Below are 13,410 nucleotides of genomic sequence, written 5' to 3'. Positions count from 1 at the left end.
GCCGTGGCCGTGGGCGCGTCGTTGCAGCGTCGTTGGTACGGCGGCGGCCCTCCGCCCTGGTGGACGTTACCGTTGGAGGCGCTGTACCGCCGCGTGGTGGAAGCGCGTACCCGCCGGTTCCGGAACGATCCCTCCGCCGTGGTGCGCCTGCCCGTGCCCGTCGTGGTGGTCGGCAACATCACGGTGGGCGGCACGGGCAAGACGCCGCTTATCGTGGCCATCGCTCGTGCGATGGCCGAACGCGGTTTCTCGCCCGGTGTGGTGAGCCGCGGCTACGGCGGCAGCGAGCGTGGCCCCTACCTGCTCACGGGCAGCGACGATCCCGCGCGGGTGGGTGACGAACCCAGCCTAATACGGCAATACGGCATCCCTGTCGCCATCGGGCGCGAACGGCCCGAAGCCGCGCGGCTGCTCCTCGACGCCGGCTGCGACCTGGTGCTGGCCGACGATGGCCTGCAGCACCATCGGCTGGGGCGCGATGTCGAAATATGCGTGGTGGACGGCGAGCGCCGGCTGGGTAACGGACACTTGCTGCCTGCAGGCCCGATGCGCGAGTCCGCGAGTCGTCTGGGAGAAGTGGATTTCGTCGTGGTCAACGGCGGCTCACCGGGCCCCGGAGAGATCGCGATGACGCTCGAGGGCGGCACCGCGGTGAACATGCACGATCCGTCGCTGGACGCGCCGCTGTCGGACTTCGCCGGGCGTCCGGCCCATGCCGTGGCCGGCATAGGCAATCCGGCGCGCTTTTTCGCCAGCCTGGCCGCGCAGGGCATTGCCGTGCACGGCCACCCCTTCGCCGACCATCACGCCTTCACCCGCGACGACTTCACGTTCGCGGATGGCTGCCCGGTGCTGATGACCGACAAGGACGCGGTGAAATGCCGCGCGTTCGCGCGGCCCAACTGGTGGCGCGTGCCCGTGCGGGCGGTGGTGCCGGAATCGTTTTTCGACGCACTCGCACTGCGCGTGCGCCCCGGCTGAACAGGCCCTAGAACGCCGGCTGCACTGCGCCGCCGTAGGTCTTCTCGATGAATGCCTTCACCTCGGGCGAGGTGAGGGCGGCGGCCAGCTTCTGCACGCGCGGGTCGTCCTTGTTGTCCGGCCGTGCGACCAGGAAGTTCACGTAGGGCGATTCCTTGTCTTCGATCAGGAGCGCGTCCTTCACCGGGTTGAGCTTCGCCGCCAGTGCGTAATTGGTGTTGATGAGGGCGAGGTCCACTTCGCCGAGCACGCGCGGCAGCATGGCGGCCTCCAGCTCCCGGAACTTGAGGTGTTTCGGATTGCCCGTGACGTCCTTCAGCGTGGCGAGCCGGTCGTCAGGATTGGCGAGCGTGATGAGGCCATGCTTCGCGAGGAGGAGCAGGGCGCGACTGTTGTTGCTCGGGTCGTTGGGAATGACCACGTTGGCACCATCGGGAAGCTGGTCGATCGACGTGTACTTGCGCGAATACGCGCCGAAGGGCTCGATGTGCACACCCACGACCTTCACGAGGTTGGTGCCGCGCTCCTTGTTGAAGGCGTCGAGATAGGGGGCGGTCTGGAAGAAGTTCACGTCCAGCTGCTTCTGCGCCACCTGCATGTTCGGCTGCACATAGTCGGTGAACACGCGGATTTCGAGGTTCACGCCCTGCTTCGCCAGCAGCGGCTTGATCTCCTTGAGAATTTCCGCATGCGGTACCGGCGTCGCCGCCACCGTCAGCGGGGCTTCGGCACTGCCGCCCGCGCCTTTGTCCTGGCCGCCGGAACAGGCCGCCGCAAGCATGGCGAGCGCGGAGACGAGGGGCAGCAGGTACTTCTTCATGGGGCGTCCGTGATGATGTTGCGGTGCGACAGCATAGGCGTCCATTCCGCCGGATGCAAAAAGACGGCCGGACGTCCGTTCAGCGTCGGCTGTAGCGACTGACCAACCGGTCGCCGAGCGACTGCAATACCTGCACCAGCACCACGAGCAATGCCACCGTGACCAGCATGTAGTCCGGCTTGTAGCCGTTGTAACCGTACTGGTAGGCGAGGGCGCCAAGGCCGCCGGCACCTACGATGCCGCCCATGGCGGTATAGCCGACCAGCGCCACGGCAGTGACCGTGGTACTGGCGATCAGTCCGGCACGCGCCTCGGGAAGAAGTACCCGCGACACGATCTGCGCCGTGGTGGCGCCCATGGCCTGGCTGGCCTCGATGACGCCGCGGTCGACCTCGCGCAGTGCCGTTTCCACGAGGCGCGCGAAGAAGGGGGCCGCGCCGATCACGAGGGGAACGATGGCGCCGCGGATGCCGATGCTCACGCCGGTGATCGCCTGGGTGAGGGGAATCAGCAGGATCATGAGGATGATGAACGGGATGGAGCGCAGCACGTTCACGACGAACGAGAGGACGGCATAGAGTCGCGGCGCCGCGTGCAGTTGCCCGCGGGCGGTGAGGAACAGCCATATGCCGAGCGGCAGCCCGAGCACGATCGTGAAGAGCAGGGACCCGCCCAGCATCAGCAAGGTGTCGACGCACGCCTGCGCGATCTCGGGCCAGTCGATGTTGGGAAACAGCGTGTGCATGGGATTCATCGCGCGACCTCCTCGATGTCGACGCCGGCTGCCCGAATCTGCGCCAGCGCGTCGTCCAGGCGCTCGCCGTGCATGGCGAGCGTGAGTTGCCCGTAAGGGGTGTCCTTGATCCGGTCCACGCGTCCGGAAAGAAGGTTGTATTCGACGCCCGTGTCGCGCACCACGCGCGAGAGCAGGGGAGAGTAGGTGGCATCGCCGCGGAACGAAAGGCGGTAGAGCGGGCCGTCCACGCCGGGGAACTCGGGCCCGCGTCCTTCGCGATGGTCGGCTTCGGCAACGAAGCGCCGGGTGGTGGCATGTTGCGGATGCAGGAACACGTCGGCCACGGTGCCCAGTTCCACGACCCGTCCCGCGTCGAGCACGGCGACGCGATCGCACACGCGCCGGATCACGTCCATCTCGTGCGTGATCAGGACGATGGTGAGACCGAGCCGGCGGTTGATGTCGGCGAGGAGTTCGAGCACCGAGGCCGTGGTCTGCGGGTCGAGTGCGCTCGTGGCTTCGTCGCAGAGCAGGATACCCGGGCGGTTCGCGAGGGCACGGGCGATACCGACACGCTGCTTCTGGCCGCCGGAGAGCTGGGCCGGGTATTTGTGCGCGTGTTCTGCGAGGCCCACGAGATCGAGCAACTCGCTCACGCGTGCCGTGACGCCTGCGCCGTCCGTACCCTGATGCAGGCGCAGCGGAAAGGCGACGTTCTCCGCCACGGTGCGCGATGCCAGCAGGTTGAAGTGCTGGAAGATCATGCCGATGCCGGAACGCAGTCGCCGCAGTTCCGCGCCCTGCGCATCGGTGACGTCGCGACCGTCGATGAAAACCTTGCCCGCGGTGGGCCGTTCGAGCAGGTTTACCAGTCGGAGCATGGTCGATTTGCCGGCGCCGGAGTGGCCTATGATGCCGAACACTTCGCCCGCTTCGATGGTGAGGTCGACCGGGTGCAACGCGGGGACGAGCTTGCCGCCCACGGAGTAGGACTTTGACGCGGCGGCGAAACGGATCACGGGCCTGTTCTCGGGCGGAAAGACGTCCATGTTAGCCGAAGCGGGGTAGACTGGCGGGCACCTCCCCCTTGGACGCGCCACATGGCCAGCATCTACGATTTCTCCGCACGCGACATCGACGGCAAGGAACGCTCGCTTGCCGAGTTCCGCGGCAAGGCGCTGCTGGTGGTGAATGTGGCGTCCAAGTGCGGTTTCACGCCCCAGTACGAGGGCCTGGAAGCGCTCCATAAGGAGTGGCACGCCAAAGGCTTCGAAGTGCTCGGCTTTCCCTGCGACCAGTTCGGGCACCAGGAACCGGGCGACGAAGCCGAGATCCGCAACTTCTGTTCGCTCAATTATGGCGTGACGTTCCCGATGTTCGCGAAGATCGACGTGAACGGCGACAACGCGCACCCGCTCTATCGATGGCTCAAGTCCGAGAAGAAGGGGCTGCTCGGCACCGAAGGCGTCAAGTGGAATTTCACCAAGTTCCTGATCGATCGCGAGGGCAACGTGGTGGCGCGCTACGCGCCCACCGACACGCCGGCGAAGATCGAAAAGGATCTGCCGGCGGTGCTGGGCACCTGATGTTCGGCGGCGTCTTCAAAGGCGCCCGGTGGCCTCGGCGAGCATGACGGCGATCGCATCCACTTCCGCCGATGCGCTGCGCAGTGGCTCAGCGCCGTGCGGAGGCGGCCGGTAATTGTTGAGGAGTATCGCGAACGCCAGGCGCTGTCCCGATGCGGTGGTGACGTAGCCCGCAAGGGCGTTCACGTAGGTCATGCTGCCGGTCTTGGCGACGACGTTGCCTTCCGCGGCCGTGCCGCGCATGCGCCGGGCCAGCGTTCCGTCGACGCCGGCCACCGGAAGCAGGCTGCGCCATGCGGCTGCACCGGGAGCGGTGTCCATCGTAGCGAGCAGGCGAGTCAGAGCGGATGCCGTCGTGAGGTCGTGGCGGGAAAGTCCCGAGCCTTCCGTCATCGCGACGGACGTCGGACCGATGCCTCTCGCCGCGAGCCAATCCGATAGCGCCGCGGTGGCGCGATCCTCGGCGGGCGTCGCATCCGCGCCTTGCGAACGGCCGGCCAGGAGGAAAACGGTCTGCAAATAGAGGTTCTGCGACCGCTTGAGGCCCGCCTGCAGGATTTCCAGCAATGTCGGCGAGGGCCACGAGGCCAGGAGTTCGCCTCCGGGTGGCCGGACTGGCCAGCGCACGCTGCGCGCTTCGCTATCCACCCGGACGCCTTGCGCGTGCAAGGCTGATTCGAGCCGTCGCGCCGCGACCAGGGCGGGATCGGGCATGGCGATGCGTGCGGTGTGCGGCTTCGCGCTCGCGTTATCCAGGCCAATGACGTGGAGGGTGTCCGAACCGGGTGCGCGATAGAACTCGGGTGTTCTGGCAGGTGCGTCGTTCGGCGGTGCCTCTGCCGAGTCGATCGCCACGGTGATCGCCGCGTCCCGGGGCCGTACGTCGACACGAGGTCCGGCAAGGGCCACGGTCATCGTATTTTCGTCGATGTCGAGACCGCCCGCCTGGGCTCCGTAGGTTTCCTGGAGATCGGACGCTTCCCAGCCCGCACCGATGGGCGGCCCGGCGAACAGGGTATCGTCGCCCACCACGGCGCCATCGATGCGGCGAATGCCGCGTTCTCGCAGCGCCGCCGCCAGGTTGTTCGCCCATGCATCGCCCGACAAGGTCGGATCGCCACCGCCACGGAGCACGATATCGCCGCGCAGCCGTCCCTTTTTCATGGCACCGTTCGCCAGCACGTCGGTGCGTGTGCGGAAATCCGGACCAAGGCGGTCCAGCGCGAATGCCGCCGTATAGAGCTTGGCCGTGGAGGCCGGAAGCATGAGCCTGCCGGCATCGTGGGCGTAGACGGTGCGTCCGTCATCCAGCGACACGACCGAGATGCCCCAGGAGGCCGCGGCGAAGCGGGGCTCGGCGAGGTGGCGCTCGATCCGTGTTCCGACACCTTCGGCGTGTGCGACGGACACCAGCAGGATCATGCATGCCGCAACGGAGCGCGACAGCATGAGGCGCGCCCTCAGGCGATCCACGAGGGCTGGTTCTTGTCGAGAAAGGCCGAAAGCCCGTCCTGTCCTTCCGGCGAAACGCGAAGGCGCGCGATGAGCGCGGCGTTCTCCGTGTCGATCCGCTCCATGTGCTGCAACGTCATGCCGCCCATGCCCAGTGCGAGTCGCTTCGCTTCTCCCTGCGCCACCGGCCCACCCTTGGCCAGCAGGCCCGTCACGCGGTCGACGGCACCGTCGAGCCCGGCGGCAGGCACGATCTCGTGCACCAGGCTCATGCGCAACGCGACCTCCGCCCCGAACACCTCGCCGGTCAGGAACAGTCGACGGGCGGCGCGCAGGCCGACGGCCGCGATGACGTAAGGCGAGATCACCGCGGGCACGAGACCGAGCTTCACCTCGGACAGGGCGAACTTCGCATCGTCTGCCGCGATGGCGATGTCACAGCAGGCAACGAGCCCCACGCCGCCGCCGAATGCGGCGCCGTTCACCCGTGCAATGGTGGGCTTCGCAAGAAATTGCAGGCGGCGCATCAGGGTGGCGAGGCGAAGCGAATCGAGGCGGTTTTCTTCTTCCGAAGCCGCGGCCATGCCGCGCATCCAGCGCAGGTCCGCACCGGCGGAGAAGCTGCTTCCCGCGCCCGTGAGCACCACGACACGCACGTCGTCGTCGCGTTCCAGGCCGTCGATGGCGGCTGTCAGATCCGCTATCAGGCCATCGTCGAAGGCGTTGTGCACCTCGGGGCGATTCATGACGAGGTGGGCGACGGAGCCCTGGCGAACCAGTTCGACGGCGGACATGGGCAACCTCCTGCTGAGAAGCCGGGAATCATAAGCGGTCAGGCATTGGATGCAGCCCTCCCGTTAAAGGCATATAATGCGAACAGTTCTTATTTGAGTATTCCCTGTGCGCCTCTCAGACGCGCCGAAAGGTGCCCAAGCCGTGGTCCAGTCCGTTACCGATGCCCATCCCGCCGACCCGATCGCCCAGCGCCTTCGCGATCTGGGTTTTGTCGCGGGCGAGCCGGTTCGGCTTGTGGCGCGGGGGCCTCTCGGGGGCGACCCGCTGCTGATCCAGATCGGCAGCACGCGTTTCGCGCTCCGCAAGACGGAAGCGGCGCGCGTGGAGATCTCCGTGGGCGGTGCCGCATGAGCGCCGTCGCGACTCGCATCGCCCTCGTGGGCAACCCCAACTGCGGCAAGACGGCGCTGTTCAACCAGCTGACCGGCGGCCGGCAGAAGGTAGCGAATTACGCGGGCGTCACGGTGGAACGCAAAGAGGGGCGTTTCGTGGCGCCGTCCGGACGCACGTTGCATGTGCTCGACCTTCCCGGTGCATACAGCTTCGACGCCACCAGCCCGGACGAGGCGATCACGCGCGACGTGTGCCACGGGCGTTACCCCGGCGAAGCCGCTCCCGACCTGATCGTATGCGTGGCGGATGCCACGAACCTGCGGCTTCACCTGCGCTTCGTCCTCGAGGTGCGCCGCCTCGGGCGGCCCGTCGTGCTCGCGCTGAACATGATGGACGCGGCAAGGCGGCGGGGCATCGTCATCGACGTGGCACGGCTCTCGCAGCGGCTCGGTGTTCCCGTGGTCGAGACCGTCGCGGTGAAGCGGGGCGGAGCGAAGGCGCTCATCGAGCGTATCGATGCCAGCGTGCCGAACGTGGTGCCGGCACCGATCGACCAGGCCGGCGTGGACGAATTGCACGCGGAGGTTCGCGCGATCCTCGCCGATACCGTGACCCTGCCGCGCGACACCGTGGCCATCGACGACGCGATCGACCGCTGGGCATTGCACCCGGTGTTCGGTCTGGCGATCCTCGCCGCGCTCATGTTCTTCATCTTCCAGGCGGTGTTCTCCTGGGCGCAGCCGGTCATGGACGGCATCGAGGCCGGCATCGCGGCACTCGGCACGTTCGTCACGGGGTTCCTGCCGGAAGGCAGTGCCTTGCACAGCCTGCTCAACGACGGCCTCTTCGCCGGCCTGGGCGCGGTGCTGGTCTTCCTGCCGCAGATCCTGATCCTCTTCCTGTTCATCCTCGTGCTGGAAGAATCCGGCTACCTGCCGCGCGCCGCCTTCCTGCTCGATCGCATGATGTTTCGCGTGGGCCTTACCGGCCGCGCGTTCATTCCGCTGCTTTCCAGCTTCGCCTGCGCCATTCCCGGCATCATGGCCACGCGCAGCATCCAGGACCCGCGCGACCGTCTCACCACGATCCTGGTGGCGCCGCTGATGACCTGCTCCGCGCGGTTGCCTGTCTACACGCTGCTCATCGCCGCGTTCATTCCCAACCGCAGCGTGTGGGGCCTGTTCAACCTGCAGGGCATCGTGCTGTTCACGCTCTACTTCGCCGGCATCTTCAGTGCCCTGGGCGTGGCCTTCGTCATGAAGCGCCTGCGCAAGGACAAGAGCGAACACGCGCTCATCATGGAGCTGCCTTCGTATCGCCTGCCGAACGTGCGCGACATCGCGCTCGGCCTGTGGGAACGCGCCCTGATCTTCCTGAAGCGCGTGGGCGGCATCATCCTCGCACTCACCGTGCTGCTCTGGTTCCTTTCCAGCTTCCCCGGGCCGCCGCCCGGTGCCACGCAGCCTGCCATCGACTACAGCATCGCCGGCCGCCTGGGCCGCATGCTTGAGTACGTTTTCTCGCCCATCGGTTTCAACTGGCAGATATGCGTGGCCCTGGTCCCGGGCCTTGCCGCCCGCGAAGTGGCCGTGGCCGCTCTCGGCACGGTGTACGCCATGTCGGGCAGCGACGATGCGCTCGCCTCGCAGCTGGGGCCCGTCATCGCGCAGCAGTGGACGCTCGCCACGGCCTTGTCGTTGCTCGCGTGGTACGTTTTCGCGCCGCAATGCATGTCCACGCTCGCCGTCATACGGCGTGAAACCAACTCCTGGCGCAACGTGGCCGTGGCCGCCGGATACCTGTTCGGCCTGGCTTACCTTGCTTCATTGGCTACCTACCAGATCGCGAGGGCGCTCTCGTGAACACGTTCGAAGTCGTACAGGGCGCGATCGTCGCCGTCGTCGTCGCGGCCAGCGCGCTCATCGCTTTCCGCAAGCTGCTGCCGAAAACGTCCGCCCGCCTCATGGCGCGAGTCTCGGCAAACCTCAACAGGGAGGGGCGTTCGGCGGCTTCCCGGTTCATTGGCCGCCGGTTTCAGCCCGCGAGCGCCACAGGCAGCTGCGGTGACGGCTGCGGTTCGTGTAACAGTTGCGGCCCCGCGACGCCTCGTACCGAGGCGCAGCCCCTGCATTTCAAATCCCGCGGCTAGGATCGTCCGACGGAGGTTCGTCGTCCGGTGCGCGTCCGGGCTGCCTGCGGCGTTGCCGCATCGTCCACCAGTTCACCGTCAGGTTCACCGTGAACCAGGCCCCGATCAGCGCGAGCGGCCATGCGATCGCGGCTGGCCAGACGATCGCCACGAGCGTGAGCACCAGCGCCGCTGCCGCACCCGCGAGCACGGGCCCCGTCTCGGTGTCGCCGAGCACGCGATGCTGGGTGATTGCGGCGCCCACGGTATTGGCGATGCGCAGCGCGCCTGCCGCGGCCCGGCCGGAACTGCCGCCCGCGCGCCGTGGCCGGGGCGGTCTGGGCGAACGGCTGCGCATGCGCTCGTTGCCTGTGCGTCGGCGCCTGCCGCGCAGGAGAATCTCGGTGCTGTTCTCCAGGTCCGTCTCGTACTGCGCGGCAAGCCGGTTCGCGAAGTCGGCGTCCTCGATCGCCACGTCGATCTCGCGGTTGCTGAGCCAGCTGGCGATGTTGAGGTTGGACGAACCCACACGCGCCCAGCGGCCGTCGGCCACGGCCGTTTTCGCGTGCAGCATCGAACCATTCCACTCGAACACGCGGATGCCGGCCTTCAGCAAAGGCCGGTAACCGGAGCGCGACATGCTGGCCACCATCGGGATGTCGCTGCTGCCGGGCACCAGCAGGCGCACGTCCACGCCGTCGCGGGCGGCCGCCGACAAGGCCTGTACATACGGCGCCACGCCGACGAAATAGGCATCGGTAAGCCACAGCGTCCGTGTGGCCATGGCGGCCACCATCTGGTCGAGACGGTACATGCCCGCCGTGCTCGGCTGCGTGGCGATGAGGCGCAATGAGACATGGCCTGCCTCGGGCAGCGACACGGGGGGCGAAAGGCGCTCGTCGTCCGGCAGCGGTGCGCCGGTTTCGCGCCAGCTGTCCGCGAACGCATGCTCTATTTCGGCGACGGCGGGCCCGCGCAGCATCACCCCGGTGTCGCGCCACGGCGGCACGTCGCGCGCCGGATCGCCCAGCCACTTCTCGCTGATGCAGACGCCGGACAGGAAACCCACGTCGCCGTCCACCACCAGCACCTTGCGGTGGTCGCGGCTCACCCAACCGAACGAGCTGCCGAGTGTCGGCGGATTGTAGATGCGCACCTGTCCGCCGGCCTGGCGCAACGGATTCCAGAACGACGAACGCGACTGGCCCAGGCACCCCGCCCAGTCCGCGATGACGGCGACGAAGACGCCGGCCCGGGCTCGCTCCACCAGGGCGTCGAGGAAGGCCTGGCCGATGGCGTCGTTGCGGACGATGTAGTTCTCGAGGAAGACGTGGCGCCGCGCGGAAGCGATGGCAGCGAGCCACGCGTCGAAATGCGCGCGGGCATCGATCAGCAGTTCGACCGCGTTCCCCCCGATGAGGGGCGCCCCCGCGCTGCGGCTCAGGGCCTGCTCGGCGAACAGGCGGTTGGAGAATCCGGTGGCACTGTGGCGGACGTTCATGCGCGAAGTGTATCCGCACTTGGCGCCGCTTCTTGTGGAGAGCGCCTGTCATGCCGATGCGGTAAAATGGCCCGCTATGACCGAAGACCTCTCCAGCCGCCCGCGTCCTGCGGAAGCCGGCGCTCGCCGCCCCAGCACGGGCGTCCTGATCGACCGTGTCCAGGTGGGCGGCGGCGCGCCCATCGTGGTGCAGTCGATGACCAACACCGACACGGAAGATCCCGTCTCCACCGCGAAGCAGGTGGCCGAACTGGCCCGTGCCGGCTCCGAGATGGTGCGCATCACCGTGAACACCCCCGCGGCGGCCGCCGCGGTGCCGCGTATTCGCGAGCGGCTGGAGATGATGGGCATTTCGGTGCCCCTGATCGGCGATTTCCACTACAACGGCCACCAGCTGCTGGAAGGCGAGCCGGCCTGCGCCGAGGCGTTGGCCAAATACCGCATCAATCCCGGCAACGTGGGCTTCGGCAAGAAGAAGGACGCCCAGTTCGCCTCGATCATCGAGATGGCGATCCGCTACGACAAGCCCGTGCGCATCGGCGCGAACTGGGGCTCGCTGGACCAGTCCATGGTGGCCGCGCTGATGGACGAGAACGCGGGCAGGGCGAATCCATGGGACGCCAGCCACGTGGCCCGTGAGGCATTGATCCGCTCCGCGCTCGATTCCGCCGCCCGTGCGGAAGACCTCGGCCTCCCGCGCAGTCGCATCATCCTGTCCTGCAAGGTCTCCGGCGTACAGGAACTCATCGCGGTCTATCGCGACCTGGCCCGGCGTGGCGACTACGCGCTGCACCTCGGACTCACCGAGGCCGGCATGGGTTCCAAGGGCATCGCGGCATCGAGCGCCGCGCTTGGCGTGCTGCTGCAGGAAGGCATCGGCGACACCATCCGCATCTCGCTCACGCCCGAGCCGGGACAGTCGCGCACCACGGAAGTGATCGTCGCGCAGGAACTCCTGCAGACCATGGGCCTGCGCGCCTTCACGCCGCTGGTCACGGCTTGCCCGGGCTGCGGCCGTACCACCAGCGAGTTCTTCCAGGAGCTGGCGAAGACGGTGCAGGGGCATGTTCGCGAGAAGATGCCGCTCTGGCGCGTGAAGTACGACGGCGTCGAGAACCTTACGCTTGCGGTCATGGGCTGCGTGGTGAACGGGCCGGGCGAGTCCCGTCACGCCAATATCGGTATCTCGTTGCCTGGCAATGGCGAGGCCCCGTCGGCACCGGTATTCATCGACGGCGAAAAGGCGATGACCCTGCGCGGCGATCGCATCGCGGAAGAATTCGTGGCGATCCTCGACAACTACGTGGAAACCCGTTACGCCGCCCGGGGCGACTGACGACCCCGGAGGTCGTCACATCGCGAATGCGCCGGAATGGGGACCATGGAGGGTGGTCCCCATTCCGGAGAATCCCATGGCAGCGAAGGTTCCGCTCCTCACCCTCAACGACGGTCACACCGCGCCGCAGCTCGGCTTCGGTGTTTTCCAGATTCCCGACGCGGAAACCGCCGATGCGGTTGCCCACGCCTTGCAGGCGGGCTATCGCTCCATCGACACCGCATCGATCTACGGCAACGAGCGCGGCGTGCGGCAGGGCATGGAACGCTCCGGCGTGGCACGGAGCGACATCTTCCTCACGACCAAGCTCTGGAACGCGCACCAGGGGTACGACGAAACGCTTCGCGCTTGCGATGAAAGCATGAAGCGTCTGGGCGTCGATTACCTCGACATGTACCTCATCCATTGGCCGACGCCGAAGAAGGATCGCTACGTCGATACCTGGAAGGCATTCCTGCGCCTGCGCGAGGAAGGGCGCGTCCGCTCCATCGGTGTTTCCAATTTCCAGCCCGGGCATCTCGAGCGGATCATCGGGGAAACGGGTGTCGTGCCGGTGGTGAACCAGATCGAGCTGCATCCGGATTTCGCCCAACGCGAACTCGTGGCGGTGAACACGAAACACGGCATCGTGACGGAGGCATGGAGTCCGCTCGGGCAGGGTGGCGAATTGCTGAAACACCCCGTTCTCGTCCGCATCGGCGAGAAGCATGGAAAGACCTCGGCCCAGGTCGTCCTGCGCTGGCATGTGCAGCTTGGACACATGGTCATTCCGAAGTCGGTGACGCCGGAACGCATCGCCGCGAACATCGACGTGTTCGATTTCGAACTGTCGGCGGACGACATGAAGGCCATCGACGGGCTCGACGCCGGCAACCGCATGGGCCCGCATCCGGACGATCTGAACTGACCGACAGATGTGCTCTTCACGGGCGAGGCGGTAGCGTCGGGACGAAAGCGCCGCCTCCGTGGCGCATCCGGAGCCCTCATGCGTCCGTCCATCGTCGTTACCGCGCTCGTTCTCGCCGTCGCCGCCGCGCCCGGTGCTGCGGCGCAGGTCGTACCAAGCCGCCCGGCCACCACGGAGCGGGTGACCGAGCCGCCGCCGTTGCCGGCTCCGTCGTCGTCGATTCCTCGCCATCCGGCAGCCGCGCACGTTCATCCGGCATCGGATGCCGGGGCGACCGAACGCGGACTGGCTCCGGTGCGCCCGGGCAAGCCCGGCGTAACAAATCGGGTACAGGATGCGAACGACCAGAGCCGCGATCCGCAGGGGCACCTCCTGGATCCGCACGGCAGGCCGGTTGGCCAGAAGCCGAGTCCTCCCGCGCCGGCGACGACGCGCTGAGGCCCGCCTCACGGAGGACCGTCGCACGTTTTCACGCCGGTGAGCTACCATCGCGGCCACGCAGTCCCGTCCGGGGGTGAGGATGAAACGAGCGATCGCGATGGTCGTGCTGGTAGCCGGCCTCGCTGGATGTCAGGGCATGGCGGCGAAGATCGCCCGACTCGACGTGGGCACGCCGCGCGACGAGGTGATCGACCGTCTCGGTCGTCCCGACTCGGACCGCACGATCGTCGGTTACGAAGTGCTGAGCTGGCTCGACCGCCGGCCCGGACGCTTCTCGTTCTCGCACAAGGATTACACCGTGGTATTGAAGGACGGCAAGGTCGTGCAGTTCGGCCCCGGCCTGATCCGACGCGACGGGAAAACCTCCCTCCAGATCGAGACGGACGATCCCTAG

15 protein-coding genes are annotated in these 13,410 nt (G+C 67.3%); 9 read left to right on the top strand and 6 right to left on the bottom strand.

Translation table 11 applies throughout. The features are described 5' to 3' along the window. The first annotated feature begins 3 nt into the window (after positions 1-3). Positions 4-981, top strand: a complete 978-nt coding sequence (lpxK, locus tag HBF26_RS01135) for a tetraacyldisaccharide 4'-kinase (RefSeq protein ID WP_167122253.1) — start codon at positions 4-6, stop codon at positions 979-981. 7 nt (positions 982-988) lie between these two features. Here lpxK and HBF26_RS01130 read toward each other — a convergent pair whose 3' ends face one another. From HBF26_RS01130 to HBF26_RS01120, 3 genes are all read right to left on the bottom strand, one after another. Continuing rightward, the gene (locus HBF26_RS01130) at positions 989-1,801 is read right to left on the bottom strand and encodes a MetQ/NlpA family ABC transporter substrate-binding protein (protein ID WP_167122252.1); all 813 of its coding nucleotides are present in this window, start codon (positions 1,799-1,801) and stop codon (positions 989-991) included. A gap of 79 nt (positions 1,802-1,880) precedes the next feature. Next, positions 1,881-2,555 (bottom strand): methionine ABC transporter permease, encoded by a 675-nt coding sequence (locus HBF26_RS01125; RefSeq protein ID WP_167122251.1) that lies wholly within the window; start codon positions 2,553-2,555, stop codon positions 1,881-1,883. Next, the gene (locus HBF26_RS01120; RefSeq protein WP_167122250.1) at positions 2,552-3,556 is read right to left on the bottom strand and encodes an ATP-binding cassette domain-containing protein; all 1,005 of its coding nucleotides are present in this window, start codon (positions 3,554-3,556) and stop codon (positions 2,552-2,554) included. The genes HBF26_RS01125 and HBF26_RS01120 overlap by 4 nt, the downstream gene beginning before the upstream one ends. An 81-nt stretch (positions 3,557-3,637) precedes the next feature. Between HBF26_RS01120 and HBF26_RS01115 the strand changes: the two genes are divergently transcribed. Then, complete coding sequence (locus HBF26_RS01115; protein WP_167122249.1) at positions 3,638-4,123, top strand: glutathione peroxidase; 486 nt, start codon at positions 3,638-3,640, stop codon at positions 4,121-4,123. A 15-nt stretch (positions 4,124-4,138) separates the two neighbouring features. Here HBF26_RS01115 and dacB read toward each other — a convergent pair whose 3' ends face one another. Together dacB and HBF26_RS01105 are read right to left on the bottom strand one after the other, a co-directional pair. Then, a complete protein-coding gene (dacB, locus tag HBF26_RS01110; protein WP_167122248.1) occupies positions 4,139-5,596 on the bottom strand; it encodes a D-alanyl-D-alanine carboxypeptidase/D-alanyl-D-alanine endopeptidase in 1,458 nt (485 codons plus the stop codon). Beyond that, positions 5,584-6,369: an enoyl-CoA hydratase-related protein gene (locus HBF26_RS01105; protein ID WP_167122247.1), complete on the bottom strand. Its 786-nt coding sequence runs from the start codon at positions 6,367-6,369 to the stop codon at positions 5,584-5,586. The genes dacB and HBF26_RS01105 overlap by 13 nt, the downstream gene beginning before the upstream one ends. Before the next feature lie 106 nt (positions 6,370-6,475). On the opposite strand from HBF26_RS01105, the gene HBF26_RS01100 reads away from it, so the two are divergent. The 3 genes from HBF26_RS01100 to HBF26_RS01090 are packed head-to-tail and all read left to right on the top strand — an operon-like array spanning position 6,476 to position 8,852. Continuing rightward, positions 6,476-6,721 carry a FeoA domain-containing protein gene (locus tag HBF26_RS01100; protein ID WP_167027079.1) on the top strand — a complete coding sequence of 82 codons (246 nt, stop codon included), beginning with the start codon at positions 6,476-6,478 and terminating at the stop codon, positions 6,719-6,721. Further along, positions 6,718-8,565: a ferrous iron transporter B gene (gene feoB / locus HBF26_RS01095; RefSeq protein ID WP_167122245.1), complete on the top strand. Its 1,848-nt coding sequence runs from the start codon at positions 6,718-6,720 to the stop codon at positions 8,563-8,565. Before HBF26_RS01100 ends, feoB begins: the two co-directional genes overlap by 4 nt. Further along, the gene (locus tag HBF26_RS01090) at positions 8,562-8,852 is read left to right on the top strand and encodes a DUF6587 family protein (RefSeq protein ID WP_167122243.1); all 291 of its coding nucleotides are present in this window, start codon (positions 8,562-8,564) and stop codon (positions 8,850-8,852) included. Before feoB ends, HBF26_RS01090 begins: the two co-directional genes overlap by 4 nt. On the opposite strand, the gene HBF26_RS01085 is transcribed toward HBF26_RS01090, so the two are convergent. Then, positions 8,836-10,332 (bottom strand): phospholipase D-like domain-containing protein, encoded by a 1,497-nt coding sequence (locus HBF26_RS01085; RefSeq protein WP_167122241.1) that lies wholly within the window; start codon positions 10,330-10,332, stop codon positions 8,836-8,838. The two genes, HBF26_RS01090 and HBF26_RS01085, sit on opposite strands and share 17 nt — an antisense overlap. 76 nt (positions 10,333-10,408) lie before the next feature. Between HBF26_RS01085 and ispG the strand changes: the two genes are divergently transcribed. The 4 genes from ispG (at position 10,409) to HBF26_RS01065 (ending at position 13,410) form a co-directional block, all read left to right on the top strand. Beyond that, positions 10,409-11,668, top strand: coding sequence for a flavodoxin-dependent (E)-4-hydroxy-3-methylbut-2-enyl-diphosphate synthase (ispG, locus tag HBF26_RS01080; protein ID WP_167122239.1), 1,260 nt, complete (start codon positions 10,409-10,411; stop codon positions 11,666-11,668). Positions 11,669-11,744: 76 nt separating this feature from the next. Further along, the gene (locus HBF26_RS01075) at positions 11,745-12,575 is read left to right on the top strand and encodes an aldo/keto reductase (RefSeq protein ID WP_167122237.1); all 831 of its coding nucleotides are present in this window, start codon (positions 11,745-11,747) and stop codon (positions 12,573-12,575) included. 78 nt (positions 12,576-12,653) lie between these two features. Beyond that, positions 12,654-13,013 (top strand): hypothetical protein, encoded by a 360-nt coding sequence (locus HBF26_RS01070; RefSeq protein ID WP_167122235.1) that lies wholly within the window; start codon positions 12,654-12,656, stop codon positions 13,011-13,013. Positions 13,014-13,095: 82 nt separating this feature from the next. Further along, positions 13,096-13,410 carry a hypothetical protein gene (locus HBF26_RS01065; RefSeq protein WP_167122233.1) on the top strand — a complete coding sequence of 105 codons (315 nt, stop codon included), beginning with the start codon at positions 13,096-13,098 and terminating at the stop codon, positions 13,408-13,410.

It is taken from the genome of Luteibacter jiangsuensis, from assembly GCF_011742555.1.
In the GTDB taxonomy this organism is placed as follows: domain Bacteria; phylum Pseudomonadota; class Gammaproteobacteria; order Xanthomonadales; family Rhodanobacteraceae; genus Luteibacter; species Luteibacter jiangsuensis.
This window is presented reverse-complemented; position numbering and strand designations above follow the sequence as displayed.

Bases quoted from the DNA above. Each gene is read 5' to 3' on its own strand.
- HBF26_RS01130 (WP_167122252.1), bottom strand. From the start codon at position 1,801: ATGAAGAAGTACCTGCTGCCCCTCGTCTCCGCGCTCGCCATGCTTGCG.
- HBF26_RS01065 (WP_167122233.1), top strand. From the start codon at position 13,096: ATGAAACGAGCGATCGCGATGGTCGTGCTGGTAGCCGGCCTCGCTGGA.
- HBF26_RS01115 (WP_167122249.1), top strand. From the start codon at position 3,638: ATGGCCAGCATCTACGATTTCTCCGCACGCGACATCGACGGCAAGGAA.
- HBF26_RS01070 (WP_167122235.1), top strand. From the start codon at position 12,654: ATGCGTCCGTCCATCGTCGTTACCGCGCTCGTTCTCGCCGTCGCCGCC.
- HBF26_RS01105 (WP_167122247.1), bottom strand. From the start codon at position 6,369: ATGTCCGCCGTCGAACTGGTTCGCCAGGGCTCCGTCGCCCACCTCGTC.
- HBF26_RS01075 (WP_167122237.1), top strand. From the start codon at position 11,745: ATGGCAGCGAAGGTTCCGCTCCTCACCCTCAACGACGGTCACACCGCG.
- HBF26_RS01085 (WP_167122241.1), bottom strand. From the start codon at position 10,332: ATGAACGTCCGCCACAGTGCCACCGGATTCTCCAACCGCCTGTTCGCC.
- HBF26_RS01125 (WP_167122251.1), bottom strand. From the start codon at position 2,555: ATGAATCCCATGCACACGCTGTTTCCCAACATCGACTGGCCCGAGATC.
- ispG (WP_167122239.1), top strand. From the start codon at position 10,409: ATGACCGAAGACCTCTCCAGCCGCCCGCGTCCTGCGGAAGCCGGCGCT.
- feoB (WP_167122245.1), top strand. From the start codon at position 6,718: ATGAGCGCCGTCGCGACTCGCATCGCCCTCGTGGGCAACCCCAACTGC.